The sequence below is a fragment of the Plantactinospora sp. CA-294935 genome (genome assembly GCF_050936445.1).
Taxonomy (GTDB): Bacteria; Actinomycetota; Actinomycetes; order Mycobacteriales; family Micromonosporaceae; genus Plantactinospora.
This window is the reverse complement of the sequence record NZ_JBNJMU010000001.1, coordinates 4,953,057-4,969,430: the sequence shown is the minus strand read 5'-3', so window position 1 is coordinate 4,969,430 and position 16,374 is coordinate 4,953,057. Positions and strand designations below refer to the sequence as shown.

The window sequence follows — 16,374 nt, the reverse complement described above, 5'->3', positions numbered from 1 at the left end:
GGCGGCGCGTCAGTTGCCGGGCCAGCAGAGGCAGGGCGGCGGCGCGTCAGTTATCGGGCCAGCAGCGCGAGTACGGCGCGTTCGGCCTCGGCGTCGGTGCTCTCCGGGCCCACCTCGGCGACCGTACCGCTCTGGTAGAGGTCGATCAGCCGGGGATCCACATAGGACGCCCGGGCCACCGCCGGGGTGTTGCCGAGCCGGCCGGAGACCCGGCGCATCGCCTCGGCGATCACCCGGCGCCGGGCGGTCACCGACTGCTGGGGCCCCGCCTCGGCGAGCGCCCGGGACGCCCACAGGGTCGCGTGCCAGGTCCGGAAGTCCTTCGCCGTCATCTCACCCCCGCTGGCCGTCCGCAGGTAGTCGTTGACCTCGTCGCTGCGGACGTCCCGCCAGCTCCGGCCGTCCCAGTAGCCGAAGAGCCGCTGGGCAGCGCGCCTGCGTCGGCGCAGTTCCCGCAGCACCCGGCACGCCTCGGTGTCGTCGATCCGGAGCACCTGGTCGATGCCGCCCTTGGCCGGAAAGGCGAAGACCACCGCGCCGTGCCGGCACCGGGTGTGCTCGGGCCGGAGGGTGGCCACCCCGTACGTGGGGTCGTCGCCGGCCGCGTACTGGTCGCTGCCGATCCGGAAGGTGCCCATGTCCAGCAGCCGGGCCACGGTCGCCAGTACCCGGGGACGGCGCAGTCCCCGCCCGGCCAGGTCGGCGCAGACCTGTTCGCGCAGCACCGGCAGCCGGGCGGCGACCTCCAGTACGTGGTCGAACTTCGCCTGGTCGCGCCGGAGCCGCCAGGTCGGGTGGTAGAGGTACTGCCGGCGACCGGCGGCGTCGATGCCGACCGCCTGGATGTGCCCGGCCGGATGCGGGCAGATCCAGACGTCCTTCCAGGCCGGCGGGATCACCAGTTCGCGGAGCCGGGTCAGCTCGTCCCGGTCCCGGATCGGCCGCCCCTCGGTGTCCAGGAAGACCACGCCGCGACCGTGCCGGCGCCGTCCGTACCCGGGGGCCGACAGGTTGCTACGCCGCAACCGCACGGCGACCCCGCCCCACCCGTTCGACCTCATCCGCCGCCGCCAACACCTCGTCCACTCCGATCGCGGCGAGTCCCGGGTGGATCCGGGAGCGGTCGGCCGGCTCCCGGGCTCCGGTGAACCCCGCCGCCCGGTGCAGGGCACGGTGCCAGGGCCGGTCCGGCGGCGGGCCCCAGAGCTGCGGCCGAATCGGCCCGAACAGCACCACCGACGGCGTCCGGTACGCGGTGGCCAGGTGCGCGACGCCGGTGTCCGTACTCAGCACCAGGCGGGCGTGCGCGACCACGGCGGCCAACTCGACCAGGGTGAGCCGGCCGGCGAGTACCGCCGTCGCCGGCAGCCCGGCACTGCTCGCCACCCGTTCGGTCAGGTCCCGCTCGTCAGGTGAGCCGGTCACCACCACCCGGTGCCCGGCCCGGGTCAGCTCCCGGGCCAGCGTGCCGAACCGGGCCGCCGACCAGCGGCGCGCGGTGCCCTTGCCGCCGGGGTGCACGACGGTCACCCCGACCGGCACCCGCCGGGGCGCCGGGCGGTGCAGGTCCAGGTCGTCCGGGTCGCACTCGACGCCGTACCAGCTCAGCAGCCGGCACCAGCGGCGTACCTCGTGCTCCTCCGCCCGCCAGGCCGGGCCGTCGTGGTGGCCGGCCTCGGCACAGTGGTAGCCGCAGAGCCGTTCCGGGTCGGCGGCGGCGAGCAGCCGGTGCGACTGCGGACCCCGACCGTGCAGGTTGACCGCCCAGTACGGTGCCGGCCCGGCCCAGTCGACCGGGTCCAGCCCGTCGGTCGGCACCACGTTGTCCACGTCGCCGACCAGCTCCACCAGCGGGGTGAGCCAGTCCGGGGCGGCCACCGTCAGGGTGTGCTCCGGAAACGCGGCGCGCAGCCCGCGCAGCGCCGGCACCGCCGTCGCCAGGTCACCCACCCCGAGCGCCCGCAGCACCAGGATCACGGATAGGACGTTTCCCGGTCGGCGCAGACCACCATCTCCCGGATCGCGCATCCGGGCGGCTGGCGCAGGGCGAAGAGTACGGCGTCGGCGACGTGTGCCGGCTCGTTCAGCGCGGCGTCGTCACCCGGCCGGTACTGCGGGTCGCGCTCGTCGAAGAAGGCCGTACGCATTCCGCCCGGCACCAGCAGCGTCACCCCGACCGTCCCGGCCAGTTCGGCGGCGAGCGCCCGGGTGAAGCCCACCACCCCGAACTTGGCCGCGCAGTACGCGGTGGCGTCCCCGACCGCCTTGACGCCGAGGGTCGAGGCGACGGTGACCACCGTGCCGCGCGAGCGTTCCAGATAGGGCAGTGCCGCCCGGATGACGGCGGCGGTGGCCAGCAGGTCGACGGTGACGACCCGTTCCCAGGTCTCCGCCGGCACCTCACCGAGCCGTCCCGGCACGTCGACTCCGGCGGCGGTGACCACCCCGGCGAGTCCGCCGGCCTGCTCGGCGAGTTGCCGGGTGGCCGCCTCGGCGGCCCGGGTATCCGCGAGGTCGCAGTGCAGCCACGGGGTGGGCGCGACCGGCGGCTGCCGGTCGAGCACCAGCGGTCGCCCGCCCGAGTTGGCGATCGCGGCCACCACCGCCGCGCCGAGCCCGCTGGACCCGCCGCTGACCAGCACCGCCCCGCCGAGGGCACCGGCAGCGGCGGCGGCACCGGTGGCCGACGAGACGTCACCGGGCCGGCCGGACAGCGCGCCGCCGGCCCCGTCGAGTCCGCCGCTCACCGGGCCCGTCCCACCGGTCGGCGGCCGGCCCGGGCGGCGGCGATCATCCCGGTGGTGGAGCGCCCGTCCAGATAGGGCACCACGACGGTGTGGCCGCCCCAGCGGTGCATGATCTCGGCCTCCGGCAGGTCCGGCCCGTCGGCACCGGTGCCGTAGTCGCCGCCCTTGACCCAGATGTCCGGCCGCAGCCAGGCCAGCGCCGCGTGCGGGGTCGACTCGTCGAAGACCACCACCGCGTCCACGCAGCCGAGCGCGGCCAGCAGCCGGGCCCGGTCGGCGTGCCGGACCAGCGGCCGGTCCGGACCCTTGAGCCCGGCCACGCTGTCGTCGGAGTTGACGCAGACCACCAGGCAGTCGCCGAGCTGCCGGGCCGCCTCCAGGGTGGCCACGTGCCCGGCGTGCAGCAGGTCGAAGCAGCCGCCGGTGGCCACCACGGTGCCGCCGGCGGCCCGGACCCGGGCGACCACCTCACCGGCGGCCCGGGGGCCGATCCGGTCGCTCCAGTCCACCGCCGTGATCGGCACGGTATCCGTGCGGGAGGCGACCCCGGGACGGCTCCGCGCCACCTCAGCGCCGCGTCCCACCTCAGCGCCGCCTCCCACCTCAGCGCCGCCTCCCACCTCAGCGGCCCGGGCTGCGACACCGGCAGCCGTCCCCGCACCGGCGGTCGTGACCGCCCGGGCGCCGTCAGGAGTCGGGCCGGGCCCGCCGGAAGCCGGCCGCGCTCCGGTACGCACCATCGCGCCCCGGGCCGGAGTCGCCGGTACGGCACTGGCCACCCCGCCGGCCGCCACGTACCCGGACGCCTCGGCGACAGCGTGCTGCACCGCCTCGGAGACCAGCGCCCCGTCGGCCAGCGCCACGGTGGCGGTGGCGGCGAACCGGTCACCGGCACCGCAGGTATCGCCGTCGGCGCAGGTCGGCGACGGCACCGCCAGCGGCGTCGACCCGGCGTGGCAGAGCAGCGCGCCCTCGCCGCCCATCGTCACCACCACCGCACCGACCCGCCAGCGCTGGCGCAGCGCCTGGGCACACCGCGCCGCGCTGACCAGCCGGGAGCCGCCGGTCGCCACCCCGGCGAGTTCCCGGGCCTCCACCTCGTTCGGGGTGGCCAGCCGTACGCCGGGCACCGCCGTCGGGCCGCGTGGGTGCGGATCCCAGACGATCGGCGCGGCGGTGCCGGCCAGCGCGGTACGCAGGGCCGGCAGCCGGGCCACGCCCCGGCCGTAGTCGCTGACCAGGATCCCGGCCGCCCCGGCCAGCAGGTCGAGTACGGCCTCGCTCGGCTCTCCGGGTGGCCCGGCCGGCCCGCCCCGGTCGTGCCGGAGCAGCACCCGGCCCCGGGTACGCAGCCGGATCTTCTCCGGGGTGGCTCCGGGCAGCGGCAGCCCGTAGACCTGCACCCCGGCGGCGGTGAGCAGGTGGCTCAGCCGGGCCGCCCCCTCGTCGTCGGCGAGCGCGGTGACCAGGGCGACCTCGTAGCCGCGTCCGGCGGCGAAGAGCGCGGCCAGCCCGGCACCGCCCGGCCGGTCGACGCTGTTGTTCTCGTCCAGCACCGGCACCGGCGAGTCCGGGCAGAGCCGGTTGACCACGCCCTCCACGTCCCGGTCGAGCAGCGTGTCGCCGACAACCACGATCGTCCCGGTCACGGCACCTCCTCGGGCCCGGCCGGCCGGAGCGTCCCCGGCACCCGCAGCACCAACTCGTCCTCGACCCCGGACGGGCGTACCGGGCCGGCGCCGGCCGGGCGTACCGGATCGGGGCTGCCACCGGGCGAGACGGCCGCCCGGGCCACCGCCGGGACCGGGCCGGCGTGGCTGGCCGGGCCGAACGGCACCGGCAGGTACGCGTCGACGTAGCCGCAGAGCACGTGCGCCGAGACCAGGTGGAGTTCCTGCACCACCTGGCTGTCCGGGCAGGGCACGGCGAGCACCTCGGTGCAGGCGTCGGCGAGCGGGTTCGGGGTCGGGCCGGTCAGCGCCCAGCAGCGCATCCCCAGTTCCCGACCGGCCCGGGCCGCCCGGACCAGGTTGGCGCTGCGCCCGCTGGTGGAGAGCAGCAGCAGGACGTCGTCGGGGCGGCCGTGCGCGCGTACCTGCCGGGCGAAGACCTCGTCGAAGCCGTAGTCGTTGCCGATCGCGGTCAGCGAGGAGGTCTCGGCGCAGAGCGCGATCGCCGACAGCGGGGCCCGGTCGTCGCGCAGCTTGCCGACCAGCTCGGCGGCGAGGTGCTGCGCCTCGGCCGCGCTGCCGCCGTTGCCGGCGACCAGGACCCGGCCGCCGCCGGCGAGCAGCCGGGCCAGTTCGTCACCCCAGCGGGCCAGCCGGGCGGCCTCGGTCCGGTACGGGAGCAGCGCGGAGGCGAGCCCGGCCAGGTGGCTGTCCAGCACCTCCATCGACGCGGTCATCCGGCGACCACCCCGCTCGGCCGGCGCACCTCGCTGACCGCGGTGTAGACGGCGGCGATCTGGTCGGCGGTACGCGTCCAGGAGTACCAGCGGCGGGCCCGGTCCAGCGCGGCGGCGGCGTAGCCGAACCGGCGTACCCGGTCGGCGAGCAGGTCCCGCAGGGCGGTGCCGAGCGCCTCGGGATCGCGCGGCGGCACCAGGTCGCCGGTGCGCCCGTCCGCGACCGTGTCGGTGAGCCCGCCGACGGCGGTACCGACCACCGGCACGCCACAGGCCATCGCCTCCAGCGGGGTCAGCCCGAACGGCTCGTACCAGGGGGCGGCGACCAGCACGTCCGCCGACCGGTACCAGTACGGCATCTCCTCGCGGGGCACCGCGCCGATCAGGCGTACCCGATCGGCCACCCCGACCTCCTCGGCGAGTGCCCGCAGCCGGCGGACCTGGGGGTCGTCGTCGACCTCGCCGGCCGGCGGGCCGCCGACCACCACGCACTCGGCGTCCGGAACCATCGGCATCGCCCGGATCACGTCCTGGTAGCCCTTCCGCTCCACCAGCCGGCCGACGGTGAGGATCCGGGGCCGGCCGGGCACCCGGGGCACGGACGGGCCGTCGGGCGAGAAGGTCTCGTCGTTGACCCCGGACGGGATCACCGTCACCCGGGCCTGTGGCACGCCCATCCGGACCAGTTCACGGACCTCGTCCTGGCTCTGCGCGATGACCCGGTCGACCGCCCGGCCCAGCGCCCGCTCGTAGCCGACCCGGCGGGCCGGGCTGGTGTCGGCGGCGCCCTGGTGCCGCCGCTTCACCGTGCCGAGCGCGTGGTAGGTCTGCACCACCGGAATCCCGGTCTGCCGGCCGGCGGCGATCCCGGCCAGCCCGCTCATCCAGAAGTGCGCGTGCGCGACGTCCGGCACCCACTCGTCGCCGCGCCAGCGCGCCACCAGCCAGCGGCTGAAGTCCTTCATGTACGGCAGCAGCTCGTCCTTGGCGATCGGCTGCGGCGGCCCCGCCGGTACGTGCACCACCTCGACCCCGTCGCGCAGCCGTACCGCCTCGGGCGCGTCCGGGGTGTCCCGCCGGGTGTAGACCCGCACCTCGTGGCCGGCGTCGGCGAGCGCGGCGGAGAGTTCGGCGACGTGCGTGTTCTGGCCGCCGGCGTCCTCACCGCCGAGTACCGCGAGCGGGCTGGCGTGCTCGGAGATCATCGCGACGCGCATAGTTCCTCCTCCAGCAACCGGTCCCAGTCGGTCAGGAACCGGTCCAGGCCGTACCGGGCCTGCGCGACCTCGCGGGCCTGCCCCCCGAGCTGGCGGGCGGTGTCGGGCTCCTCGACGAGCTGTCGGGTGGCCGCCAGCAGGGTGTCGAGCCGGGTGGAGAGCACACCCGCCTCCGGCGGCACCGCCTCGACCGCCTCGGTGGCGGCGAGCACCACCACCGGCATGCCCATGGTCATCGCCTCGATCAGGCTCAGCCCCAGCGACGTCCACCGACACAGGTGCAGGTACGCCCGCCGCCGGGCGATCTCCGCCTGCATCCGGCCCTGCGGCAGGTCGTCGTAGACGGCGAGCCGGTCGGCCGGCAGTCCCAGCCGGTCCGGCAGCCCGGCCACACCCATGCCGAAGACGTCGAGCGGGGCGATCTCGGCGAAGAGTGGCAGCAGGTCGGTGCCGGTGACCCGCCAGCGGCGTACCGGCTCGTTGACCACCACCGCGAGCCGGTCGAGTTCACCGGTGTAGTGCGCGGTCGGTGCCACGATGCCGTGCTCGACAACTGTGGTCCGGGTGCTGCCGGTGTCCCAGTACAGCGCGTTGAAGTGCGTGACGTGCGCGATCAGCAGGTCGTCCCGGTCGGCCAGCGGGTGCCGGCTGTCCGGCACGTTCCCCTGCTTCGGGGTGTTGTGCTCGACGAAGATCGCCGGCAGGTCCCGGCCGATCCGCCGGCCCAGCCACTGCGCGACCAGGTCGATCTCCTCCGGCCGTTGCAGGATCACCAGGTCGACGTCGGCGCTGGACAGTTCCTCCGGGGTCACCTCGTCGACCGTGTCCGGCCACTGGTAGGTGCGGGCCCGGCCCAGTCCGTACGGGCCGCGGTCCGGGGTGACCGGGACGAGATAGCGGTGCTTGCCGTGCACGAAGGCGGTGGTCCAGGAGCCGTGCACGTGCCAGAGCAGGATGTTCACGGCCGCACCTCCTCGGCTGCGGAGCGCACTGTGCCGGACGGCGCGAGACCGGGGCGTGCCGGAGCGAAGCGTGCCGGAGCGGAGAGCGCCGGACCGGATCTGGCCGGACCGGCTGGGGCGGCCGGGGGTGCCGTCGGGGCGCCGAGCAGCCGGACCGCCTCGACCACCTCGCGCGGCTCGATGCCGGACAGGCACGGGTGACCGGGTACCGGACAGGTGGTGGCCCGGGTGTGCCGGCAGTCGGCGACGGCGGCACCGAGCCGTATGGTCGGCACCCGGTACGGCCCCCACTGTCCGAACGGGACGGTCGGGGCGAAGAGGCTCACCACCGGTACGCCGAGCGCGGCGGCCAGGTGCGCCGGTCCGGTGTTGCCGACGACCAGGCAACCCGCCCGGGCGATGATCGCGGCCAGCCCGGTCAGCGAGGTCTGCCCGCCCAGGTCGATCCCGGTACGCCCGGCGACCCGGGCGGTCAGCGTCCGCTCCCCTGGGCCGCCGGTCACCACCACCCGGTGCCCGGCACCGGTCAGCGCCGTGACGATCTCGGCACAGAGTTCGGGCGGACAGGCTCGGGCCTGCACCGACGACCCGGGGTGCAGCACGACGTACCCCGGGTCGGGCAGCGCACCGTCGGCCGGCGCCGTACCCGCCTCGGCGCGCAGCCGCAGCACCGGCTCGTCCCCCGGTGGCAGTACGAATCCGGCCGCCGCCGCCAGCGACAGCGCCCGCTCGGCCTCGGGCATCCCCGGCGGGACGCGGTGCCGCACGTCGAGCAGCGAGCCCGGATAGTCCGGGCTGATCGCCGAGATCCGGTCCACCCCGGCCATCCGCAGCACCAGGGCGAGCGGCAGCGCGGACTGGTGGAACGAGGTGAACAGCACCGCCTCCTCGGCACCGGTGGCGGCGAGCCGGGCGGTCAGCCGGTCCACCTCGGCCCGGTCGACCGGGCCGGGCTCCGGGTCGATCCAGGGAAGCCGCCACTCGACCAGCTCGTCGACGCCGGGCAACAGTTCGGCGGCGGCCCGGCCACGCGGCCCGCAGAGCAGCACCACCCGGTCGGCTCCGGCCGCGACGGCCCGGATCGCCGGGCCGGTCACCAGCACGTCCCCGGCCGAGTCCGGCCGGGCCACCAGAACGCAGCGGGGGCGTCGAGGTGGGACACCGGCAGCCGGGTTGCCCAGCGTGGACCGGTGCCGGCGCAGGATCAGGTCGACCGCGCCCCGCAGGTCACCGGCGACGGCCGGAGCCGCCGCGACCTCGTCCGGTCGGGTGGCCGGCGTCGGTACCAGTACCGCGCCCGCCCCGGCCGCGCCGGCCGCGATCATGTCGGCGCCGATGTCGCCGACGAGTACGCAGCGAGTGGGCTCGGTACCGAGCGCGCGGGCCGCGTCCCAGATCATGCCGGGCGCGGGCTTACGGCAGCGGCAGCCCTGCTCGTCCGGGGCCGGCTCGGCGTGCGGGCAGACCTGCCAGGTGTCGAACGGGCCCAGAAGCTCGTCGACCCGGGCGTTGACCCGGGCCAGATCGGCGGAACTGAACCGGCCACGGGCCACCCCGGACTGGTTCGTCACCACCCCCAACCGCAGCCCTGCGGCGCGGAGCCGGTCGAGCGCCTCCCGGGCGCCCGGCATCGGTCGGACCAGCCTCGGATCCCCGTTGTACGGCACGTCGTGCACCAGCGTGCCGTCCCGGTCGAAGAGCACCACGTCGAACAGACCGGCTGTGGCCCACACCCCGGCCGGGCCACCGTGCGGTGCCCCTGACCTGCACTGATGCGGGTCGACCTGGTCGTTGCGCACGGCCGGCGGGTTCCCTGGCGCAGGAGAAGTAAACATCAATTCCGCCGGCCGGACGGGCGCGCCGGACCCGTCCGACGTCACCCGTCGGGCCTGCGGTCCGCCCCGGTCGTCGTCGCCAGTCCGCATACCCCGGCCGGGTCGCCGCTATCCAGAGCCCGAACCGTTACCCGGCCGCCGGCCCGGTTTTTCCGGCCGCCCCCATGGTGTTCACCGAGGTCCGGGCCGATTTGCCGCCTCCGGCCCGTGTGGTGGCCCGCGCGTTGCGTCAAGTTAGGCTTTGCCCCTGACCGCTGTCGGCCAACCGAGGATGCCCCGATGATCGAACCCGTACAGCTGCCCTCTCCGTGGCGGGACGCTCGCCTGACCGTCGTCGTCCCCACCTACAACGAGGCTGGGAACCTTCCTGTGCTGGTCGAGCGACTGCTCGCGCTGCCGCTACCCGGGCTGAACATTCTCGTCGCCGACGACAACTCCCCGGACGGCACCGGCGAGGTCGCGGACAAGCTCGCGATCGAGTACCCGGAGCGGATCCAGGTGCTGCACCGGGCGGGCAAGGAAGGACTCGGGCGGGCGTACGTCGACGGGATGAGCCGGGCCCTGGAGGCCGGTGCGGATTACGTGGCGCAGATGGACGCCGACCTGTCCCACCCGCCGGAGGCGCTGCCCGGGATGCTCGGTTCGCTGCTCTCCACCCGGGCCGGTGTGGTGATCGGCTCCCGGTACGTCCCCGGCGGGCAGCTCGACGAGGCGTGGCCGTTCTACCGGCGCGCGCTCAGCGGCTGGGCCAACTTCTACGTGCACACCCTGCTCCAGGTGCGGATCCGGGACCTCACCGCCGGCTTCAAGATTTGGCGGGCGGACGCGCTGCGCGACATCGGCCTGCACCGGGTGCAGTCGAACGGATACAGCTTCCAGGTCGAGATGCACTACCTGGCCACCAAGCTCGGCCACACCATCCTCGAGGTGCCGATCCGGTTCCAGGAGCGCCTGGACGGCGACTCGAAGATGACCACCGCGACCAAGATCGAAAGCGCGCTGATGCCGTTCAAGCTGCGCGGCCGGCACCGCAACATCACCCGGGCGCCGCGGGCACCCCGCACGGACGGGATCCCGGCGTCGGCCGAGGTCCCGGAGTCGGTGGAGGCTCCGGAGCCGGCGAAGGTCCCGGAGTCGGTGGAGGCTCCGGAGTCGGTGGAGGCTCCGGAGCCGGTGAAGGTTCCGGAGCCGGCGAAGGCACTGGAGCCGGCGAAGGCACTGGAGCCGGCGACGGTTCCGGCATCGCCGGCAGCCACCGAGCCGGCGGAAGCCCCGGCACCAACGGAGGTCCCGGAACCGACACCGGTCACCAAGCCGGTCAAGGCCACCAGGCCAACGAAGGCGGCGAAGGTCCCGGCATCGCCAGCAGCCACCGAGCCGGCGGAAGCCCCGGCACCAACGGAGGTCCCGGAACCGACACCGGTCACCAAGCCGGTCAAGGCCACCAGGCCAACGAAGGCGGCGAAGGTCCCGGCATCGCCAGCAGCCACCGAGCCGGCGGAAGCCCCGGCACCAACGGAGGTCCCGGAACCGACACCGGTCACGAAGCCGGTTAAGGCCACCAGGCCGGCGAAGGCGGCCAGGCCTGCGAAGGCCACCAAGCCGGCGAAGACCACCAGGCCGGCGAAGGCTACGGAGCCGGCAGAGGCCCCGGAGGCGGTGGAGGCCACCGAGTCGGTCAAGGTCACCGAGTCGGTGAAGGTCAGGGAGTCGGCCGAGGCTGCCGGGTCGGACGGGACTGGCCGCGTCGACAAGGTGCCGGCGCCGGCGAGGCCGGCCAAGCGCAGGACGCGCGGATCAGGCGTGAGCGGCGCGGGTCAGGCGTAGACGGCGCGCTGCGCCCGGGCGAGCACGGCGGCGTACGCCCGGCCGGTCACGGCGCGGTCCCGGGCCAGTGCCGCCCGGGCGGCGTTCGCCCCGGGGCCGCCGTGCACCCCGCCGCCGGGATGCGCCGACGCGCTGGCCAGGAACAGTCGGTCGACCGGGGTGTCCGCCCGGCCCAACCCGGGCACCGGGCGGAGGAAGAGCTGCTGGTACGCGGCGGACGTGCCGCCGCCCACCGCGCCGCCGACCAGGCTCGGATTCCCGGCCGCCAACTCTGCCGGCCCGGCCACGTGCCGTGCCCTGACCAGCCGACCGAAGCCGGGCGCGGCCCGCTCCAGCACCGCCTCGATCCGCTCGACGTGCGCCCCGACCTCCTCCGCCCGCCACTCCCGCCGGAACGGCAGGTGGGTGTAGGCCCACAGTGACTCGGTACCGGCCGGCGAGCGGCTCGGGTCCGCCACCGTCATCTGCCCGGCCAGCACGAACGGCTCGGCCGGCAACTCGTCCCGGTGCAGCGCGGCCGCGTACCGGCGCAGGTCGGTGAGGTCGCCGCCGAGGTGCACGGTGCCGGCACCGGCCACCGCCGGATCCCGCCACGGCACCGGCCCGGTCAGCGCCCAGTCCACTTTGACCGTGGAGCCGTCCCACCGGAAGTGCGCCAGGTCGTCCACCAGCCGGGGCGGCAGCCGGTCGGCGCCGACCAGGTCCAGGAAGAGCGCCGGCGCCGGCACGTCGGCCAGCACCGCACGCCGGGCCCGCCACAGCAGACCGTCGGCCGAGCGCACCCCGACGGCCCGGTTCCGGGCCACCAGCACCCGGTCGACCGCCGTGCCGGTGCGCAGCCGGCCGCCCCGGTCCCGCAGCCGGGCCAGCAGCGCGTCGGTGATCCGCTGCGCCCCGCCGACCGGTACCGGCCAGCCGACCTGCTGCCCCAGCATGGCCAGCAGCCAGCCGTACACCCCGGAACCGGGATCGTCCGGGGCGAGGTCGGTGTGCAGGGCGCAGCCGGTGAGCAGGGCCGGGCCGCCCGGGCCGGCGAAGAGTTCCGCCCCGAGCCGGGCGCTGGGCAGTACCAGCCGGCGGGCCAGCCGCAGCATCCCGGCGGTACGCAGCCGGCGGGCGAGCGCCAGGCCGCCCCGCAGCGGTGGGAACGGGGTGAAGAGCGCGTCGAGCAGGGGCGCGGAGATCTGCCGCCACTGCGCGTACGCCTCGAGCCACCGCTCGCCGTCCCCGGCGCCGAATCGCGCCACGGAGCCGGCGGTGACCTCGGGGTCGCGGTTGAGCAGCACGGCGCCGTCGTCCGGGAACAGGTGCGCCAGCACGTCCGGCGCGTGCCGCCAGGACAGTCCGTAGCCGTCCAGCCGCAACCGGCGCAGCACCGGCGAGGCGTAGCCGAGCGGATAGAAGGCGCTGTAGAGGTCGCTCAGGTAGCCCGGGGCGGTCAGCTCGGCCGACCGGACCGCCCCGCCCGGCTCGCCGGTCGCCTCCAGCACCAGCACGTCCCACCCGGCGTCCGCGAGCAGGTTCGCGGCGACCAGGCCGTTGTGCCCCGCTCCGACGACGACCGCGTCGGCGGTGTCCCCCAGCACCGTCACCCGAGCACCCTATCCCGGCCCGTCCGGCCGCCCCGCCGCCACCGGCCGGTTCCACCAGCCACCGGGGTACGGGTCGACCGGGATAGTTTGGACCGCCCGGACCGGGGCAAACTGCGCTCCATGTATCAGGTGCAACAACTCATCGCCGGGGTGTGGGACGGCAGCGGCGACGCCGGATGGTTGACCGTGGTCGATCCGGCCGACGGTACCCCGGTCAGCCGGGTGCCGGTGGCCACGGAGGCCGAGGTCGAGGCGGCGGTCAAGGCGGCCCGGGCGACGGCCCCCCGGTGGGCCCGGACCGCACCCGCCGACCGGGCCGTCGCGCTGCACCTCGTCGCCGACGCGATCGAGGCGTCCGCCGACCGGCTCGCCGAGGCGGAGACCGCCGAGATGGGCCGGCCGCTGACCGCCGCCCGGGCCGGAGTCCAGGCGGGTGTGTCGACGCTGCGCCAGTACGCCGAACTCGCACCCGTCCGGGGCGGCCGCACCCTCGGCGGCGACGCCGACGCGATCGACCTGATGGTGCCGCAGCCGCGCGGCGTGGTCGCCGTCATCACGCCGTGGAACGACCCGGTCGCGGTCTCCTGCGGGCTGCTCGGCGCGGCCCTGGCCACCGGGAACACCGTCGTCTACAAGCCGAGCGAGCGGAGCACGGCCAGCGGGTGGCTGCTCGCCCGGCTACTCGACGAGCACCTGCCGTCCGGGGTGCTGTCGCTGCTGACCGGCGACGCCCCGGTGGGTGCCGCGCTGGCCGGGCAGGATGTCGACGTGGTGGCGCACGTCGGTTCGACCGCCACCGGCCGGTCGATCGCCGCCGCCTGCGCCCGGTCCGGCGCCAAGGCCCTGCTGGAGAACGGCGGCAGCGACCCGCTGATCGTCGACGGTGACGTCGACCCGCTCTGGGCGGCCGAACAGGCCGCGACCGGTGCCTTCGCCAACGCCGGGCAGCTCTGCGTCGCGGTGGAGCGGATCTACGTGCTCCGGCCGGTGTCGACCCGGTTCCTGGCCGCCCTGGTGGAGCGGGCCGAGGCGCTGCGGTCGGGACCGGGCCGCGACCCGCTCACCGAACTCGGGCCGCTGGTCGACCGGCGACACCGCGACCACGTGCACGGGCAGGTCCGGGCGGCGGTGGCGGACGGTGCCGGCCTGCTGTCCGGCGGTACCGTCCCGGACGGGCCCGGCTCCTTCTACCCGCCGACGGTGCTCGCCGAGTGCACCGACCAGATGGCGGTGATGCGGGAGGAGACGTTCGGCCCGGTCGCCCCGGTGATGGTGGTGGAGTCGTTCGACGAGGCGCTGTCGAGGGCTTCGCACTCGCCGTACGGGCTGGCGGCGACGGTGCTCACCGGGTCGATGAGCCACGCACAGCGGGCCTGGCGGGAGCTGCCGGTCGGGACCGTGAAGATCAATGCCGTCTTCGGCGGGGCACCGGGCGGCGCCGCCGAGCCCCGGGGCGGCAGCGGCCAGGGCTTCGGGTACGGCCCGGAACTGCTGGACGAGCTGACCGCCACCAAGGTGGTGCACATCGAGGGGCCGGGTGGGGAGGGCGGCCGGTGGTGAGTCCGGCGCGCACCGCCCCACCCGTGACCGGCTGACCCGCGGCGTGACCGGCTGACCCGCGGCGTGACCGGCTGACCCGCGGCGTGACCGGCTGACCCGCGGCGTGACCGGCTGACCCCACCCGCGACCGGCTGACCCGCGCGGGTCAGCGGCGGTTGCGGCCCTTCTCCCGCCCACGGGAGGCGGTGGTCTTCCGGTTGTTCGCCTTCTGGATCGCACCGACCAGTTCGGCCTTGGTCATCCGGGAGCGTCCCTTGATGTCGAGCCGCTTCGCCACGTCCATCAGGTGCTCCTTCGGGGCGTTGGCGTCCACGCCACCGGCGGTCGGTGCGCGCCGCGCCGGTCCACCGCCGGCCGCCTGCTCGTCGCTCGGGCCCTTGCGCCCCTTCGGCTCCCAGTGGTCACCGACCTTCTCGAAAGAGTGCTTGAGCGAAGCGAACGCGGTCCGGTGCGACCGCTGCCCCTCGCCGTACGTCTCGACCGCCGAGTCGTGGGTCTTCGCCCAGGTCTCCTGGGCCTTCTGCGGCGAGCGTCGCAGGGTACTGGGCAGAACCTCGCGTCCGGGCATGATCTTCCTCCTTCGCATCGTCTCCTGTCTCCTCGTTCGGTTTCCCGAGCCACCGTCGGCAAACCACGCCGCCGCGTGGCCGGGAGTTTGTCCAGTTCCCGCCCTGGGTACCGGGCAGCGCAACCCAGCCGCGACGCGACCGCGTACCCGGCTGGCCCCACCGACGAGGGGGCGAGCATGGCGTCGACCACCGAACCGGTCCCGGCGGTACGCGGGCCGGACCGCCCCCTCCCCGGGCATCTGCGCCAGTTGCACTGGTCGACCTGGCGGGGCGTACTGGTCCGCAGTGTGCGGAACTTCGTGACGGACAACTGCGCCGACTGGGCCGCCGCGCTGACCTACTACGGCGTGCTGGCGCTCTTCCCGTCCGCGATCGTCATCGTCGCGCTGGTCGGCCTGGTCTCCAACGGGGAGCAGACCATCGACACGATCGCCGGGCTCGCCAGGGACGTCGGCGCCGGCTCGGTGGTGGCCAACGACGCCGTGCTGAAGGTCCTGGAGGACGTGGTCGACAACCAGGGGTCAGCGAAGGTACTGCTCGGTTTCGGTGTGCTGGCGGCGCTCTGGTCGGCCTCGGGCTACGTCGGCGCGTTCACCCGGGCCTCCAACGCCATCTACGGGGTCGCCGAGGGGCGGCCGTTCTACCTGCTGCGTCCGCTGCAACTCGGGCTGACCGCGATCGCGCTGGTGCTGCTCGCGGTGGTGGCCGCCGGGCTGATCGTGAGCGGTCCGGTCACCGACGCGGTCGGCGACTGGCTGGGGCTCGGAAACGCGCCCCGGACCGCCTGGACGGTGGCGAAGTGGCCGGTGCTGGTGGCCATCATGATGCTGCTGCTCTCGCTGCTGTTCTGGATCGCCCCGAACGTCCGGCAGCCCCGGTTCCGCTGGCTCACCGTCGGCGGGGCGGTCGCCCTCGCCTCCTGGGCCGTCGTCTCGGCCGGCTTCGGCTTCTACGTCTCCCGGTTCGACTCCTACGACGTCACCTACGGCAGCCTGGGGGCGGTCATCGCCTTCCTGGTCTGGCTCTACCTCTCCAACTGCGCGGTGATGCTCGGCGTAGAGATCAACGCCGAGGTACAGCGCGGCCGGGCCCGCCAGGGCGGCGCCGAGGAGCCGGTGGAGCCCGCTCTGCCGCCGAAATCACCGGCGGACGGGGGGCGGTGACAGCCCCGATGCCGTTTAGCCCGATTCCCCTCGGGTAGCGCATTAGACATGGAACGTGGGAACAGCAAGCACGGCCCCCGCCTGGACGAGCAGATGGACCGGGAGGTGCAGGGCACGGTGCAGGGCTCCGTCGGCGGGCGCGCCGAGGAGTGGCGCGACCCCGAGCCGGCCGGGGAGGACCAACCCGGCCTGACCAGGGCGCCCGGCAACGACACCCGGGCCGGTGCGCCGCAGGGGATGACCTCGGAGGAGGTCGAGCAGCGGAGCCGGCTGGGCCGGTTCATCCCGCTCTCCGCCCTGCCCGGCGACCGGGAGGGCCTCCGACGCAGCGCGGAGCAGAACGAGGCGCCGGACGAGATCCTCGCCCAACTGGACCGGCTGCCCCCGGGCACCCAGTTCCAGACCGTTTCCGAGGTGTGGGCCGCGCTCGGACACGCGAACGAGACCCATCGCTGGTGACGGCTCCCGAACTCACCGGCACAGGGGCCAAACCCA

12 protein-coding genes and 2 pseudogenes are annotated in these 16,374 nt (G+C 75.2%); 4 read left to right on the top strand and 10 right to left on the bottom strand.

Features of this window, described 5'->3' with window-relative positions:
• Positions 1 to 50 precede the first annotated feature (50 nt).
• The 8 genes and pseudogenes from ACQEVC_RS22255 to ACQEVC_RS22220 form a co-directional block, all read right to left on the bottom strand.
• Positions 51 to 1,031 (bottom strand): DNA topoisomerase IB, encoded by a 981-nt coding sequence (locus tag ACQEVC_RS22255; protein ID WP_432891630.1) that lies wholly within the window; start codon positions 1,029 to 1,031, stop codon positions 51 to 53.
• On the bottom strand, positions 1,015 to 1,977 hold the full coding sequence (locus ACQEVC_RS22250) for a glycosyltransferase family 9 protein (protein ID WP_432880596.1): 963 nt from the start codon (positions 1,975 to 1,977) through the stop codon (positions 1,015 to 1,017). The genes ACQEVC_RS22255 and ACQEVC_RS22250 overlap by 17 nt, the downstream gene beginning before the upstream one ends.
• Positions 1,974 to 2,642 carry an SDR family oxidoreductase gene (locus tag ACQEVC_RS22245; protein WP_318397500.1) on the bottom strand — a complete coding sequence of 223 codons (669 nt, stop codon included), beginning with the start codon at positions 2,640 to 2,642 and terminating at the stop codon, positions 1,974 to 1,976. The genes ACQEVC_RS22250 and ACQEVC_RS22245 overlap by 4 nt, the downstream gene beginning before the upstream one ends.
• A 101-nt stretch (positions 2,643 to 2,743) precedes the next feature.
• Positions 2,744 to 4,381 carry a PfkB family carbohydrate kinase gene (locus ACQEVC_RS22240; RefSeq protein WP_432891627.1) on the bottom strand — a complete coding sequence of 546 codons (1,638 nt, stop codon included), beginning with the start codon at positions 4,379 to 4,381 and terminating at the stop codon, positions 2,744 to 2,746.
• An 11-nt stretch (positions 4,382 to 4,392) separates the two neighbouring features.
• Positions 4,393 to 5,154: a D-sedoheptulose-7-phosphate isomerase gene (locus tag ACQEVC_RS22235; protein ID WP_432880593.1), complete on the bottom strand. Its 762-nt coding sequence runs from the start codon at positions 5,152 to 5,154 to the stop codon at positions 4,393 to 4,395.
• A complete protein-coding gene (locus tag ACQEVC_RS22230) occupies positions 5,151 to 6,371 on the bottom strand; it encodes a glycosyltransferase (RefSeq protein WP_432880590.1) in 1,221 nt (406 codons plus the stop codon). The genes ACQEVC_RS22235 and ACQEVC_RS22230 overlap by 4 nt, the downstream gene beginning before the upstream one ends.
• Positions 6,356 to 7,333, bottom strand: coding sequence for a glycosyltransferase (locus ACQEVC_RS22225; RefSeq protein ID WP_432880587.1), 978 nt, complete (start codon positions 7,331 to 7,333; stop codon positions 6,356 to 6,358). Before ACQEVC_RS22225 ends, ACQEVC_RS22230 begins: the two co-directional genes overlap by 16 nt.
• Before the next feature lie 92 nt (positions 7,334 to 7,425).
• Positions 7,426 to 9,168, bottom strand: a pseudogene (locus tag ACQEVC_RS22220) (HAD-IIIA family hydrolase); the annotation flags it as partial.
• Between the two features lie 279 nt (positions 9,169 to 9,447).
• Here ACQEVC_RS22220 and ACQEVC_RS22215 point away from each other — a divergent pair.
• A pseudogene (locus tag ACQEVC_RS22215) lies at positions 9,448 to 10,212 on the top strand (polyprenol monophosphomannose synthase); the annotation flags it as partial.
• Between the two features lie 773 nt (positions 10,213 to 10,985).
• Here ACQEVC_RS22215 and ACQEVC_RS22210 read toward each other — a convergent pair.
• Positions 10,986 to 12,578, bottom strand: a complete 1,593-nt coding sequence (locus ACQEVC_RS22210; RefSeq protein ID WP_432891625.1) for a phytoene desaturase family protein — start codon at positions 12,576 to 12,578, stop codon at positions 10,986 to 10,988.
• A gap of 129 nt (positions 12,579 to 12,707) precedes the next feature.
• On the opposite strand from ACQEVC_RS22210, the gene ACQEVC_RS22205 reads away from it, so the two are divergent.
• Positions 12,708 to 14,147 (top strand): aldehyde dehydrogenase family protein, encoded by a 1,440-nt coding sequence (locus ACQEVC_RS22205; RefSeq protein ID WP_432880584.1) that lies wholly within the window; start codon positions 12,708 to 12,710, stop codon positions 14,145 to 14,147.
• Positions 14,148 to 14,292: 145 nt separating this feature from the next.
• Here the strand turns inward: ACQEVC_RS22205 and ACQEVC_RS22200 are convergent, their stop codons facing one another.
• Positions 14,293 to 14,715 carry a ChaB family protein gene (locus ACQEVC_RS22200; protein ID WP_318397279.1) on the bottom strand — a complete coding sequence of 141 codons (423 nt, stop codon included), beginning with the start codon at positions 14,713 to 14,715 and terminating at the stop codon, positions 14,293 to 14,295.
• A 177-nt stretch (positions 14,716 to 14,892) separates the two neighbouring features.
• Here ACQEVC_RS22200 and ACQEVC_RS22195 point away from each other — a divergent pair, with 177 nt between their 5' ends.
• Together ACQEVC_RS22195 and ACQEVC_RS22190 are read left to right on the top strand one after the other, a co-directional pair.
• The gene (locus tag ACQEVC_RS22195) at positions 14,893 to 15,879 is read left to right on the top strand and encodes a YihY/virulence factor BrkB family protein (protein WP_432880582.1); all 987 of its coding nucleotides are present in this window, start codon (positions 14,893 to 14,895) and stop codon (positions 15,877 to 15,879) included.
• 48 nt (positions 15,880 to 15,927) lie between these two features.
• Positions 15,928 to 16,338 (top strand): DUF2795 domain-containing protein, encoded by a 411-nt coding sequence (locus tag ACQEVC_RS22190; RefSeq protein WP_432880579.1) that lies wholly within the window; start codon positions 15,928 to 15,930, stop codon positions 16,336 to 16,338.
• The last annotated feature ends 36 nt before the right edge of the window (positions 16,339 to 16,374 follow it).

What these genes read in the sequence shown, in the direction of transcription:
- ACQEVC_RS22235 (WP_432880593.1), bottom strand. Translation starts at nt 5,154, where the DNA reads ATGACCGCGTCGATGGAGGTGCTGGACAGCCACCTGGCCGGGCTCGCC.
- ACQEVC_RS22230 (WP_432880590.1), bottom strand. Translation starts at nt 6,371, where the DNA reads ATGCGCGTCGCGATGATCTCCGAGCACGCCAGCCCGCTCGCGGTACTC.
- ACQEVC_RS22205 (WP_432880584.1), top strand. Translation starts at nt 12,708, where the DNA reads ATGTATCAGGTGCAACAACTCATCGCCGGGGTGTGGGACGGCAGCGGC.
- ACQEVC_RS22200 (WP_318397279.1), bottom strand. Translation starts at nt 14,715, where the DNA reads ATGCCCGGACGCGAGGTTCTGCCCAGTACCCTGCGACGCTCGCCGCAG.
- ACQEVC_RS22195 (WP_432880582.1), top strand. Translation starts at nt 14,893, where the DNA reads ATGGCGTCGACCACCGAACCGGTCCCGGCGGTACGCGGGCCGGACCGC.
- ACQEVC_RS22190 (WP_432880579.1), top strand. Translation starts at nt 15,928, where the DNA reads ATGGAACGTGGGAACAGCAAGCACGGCCCCCGCCTGGACGAGCAGATG.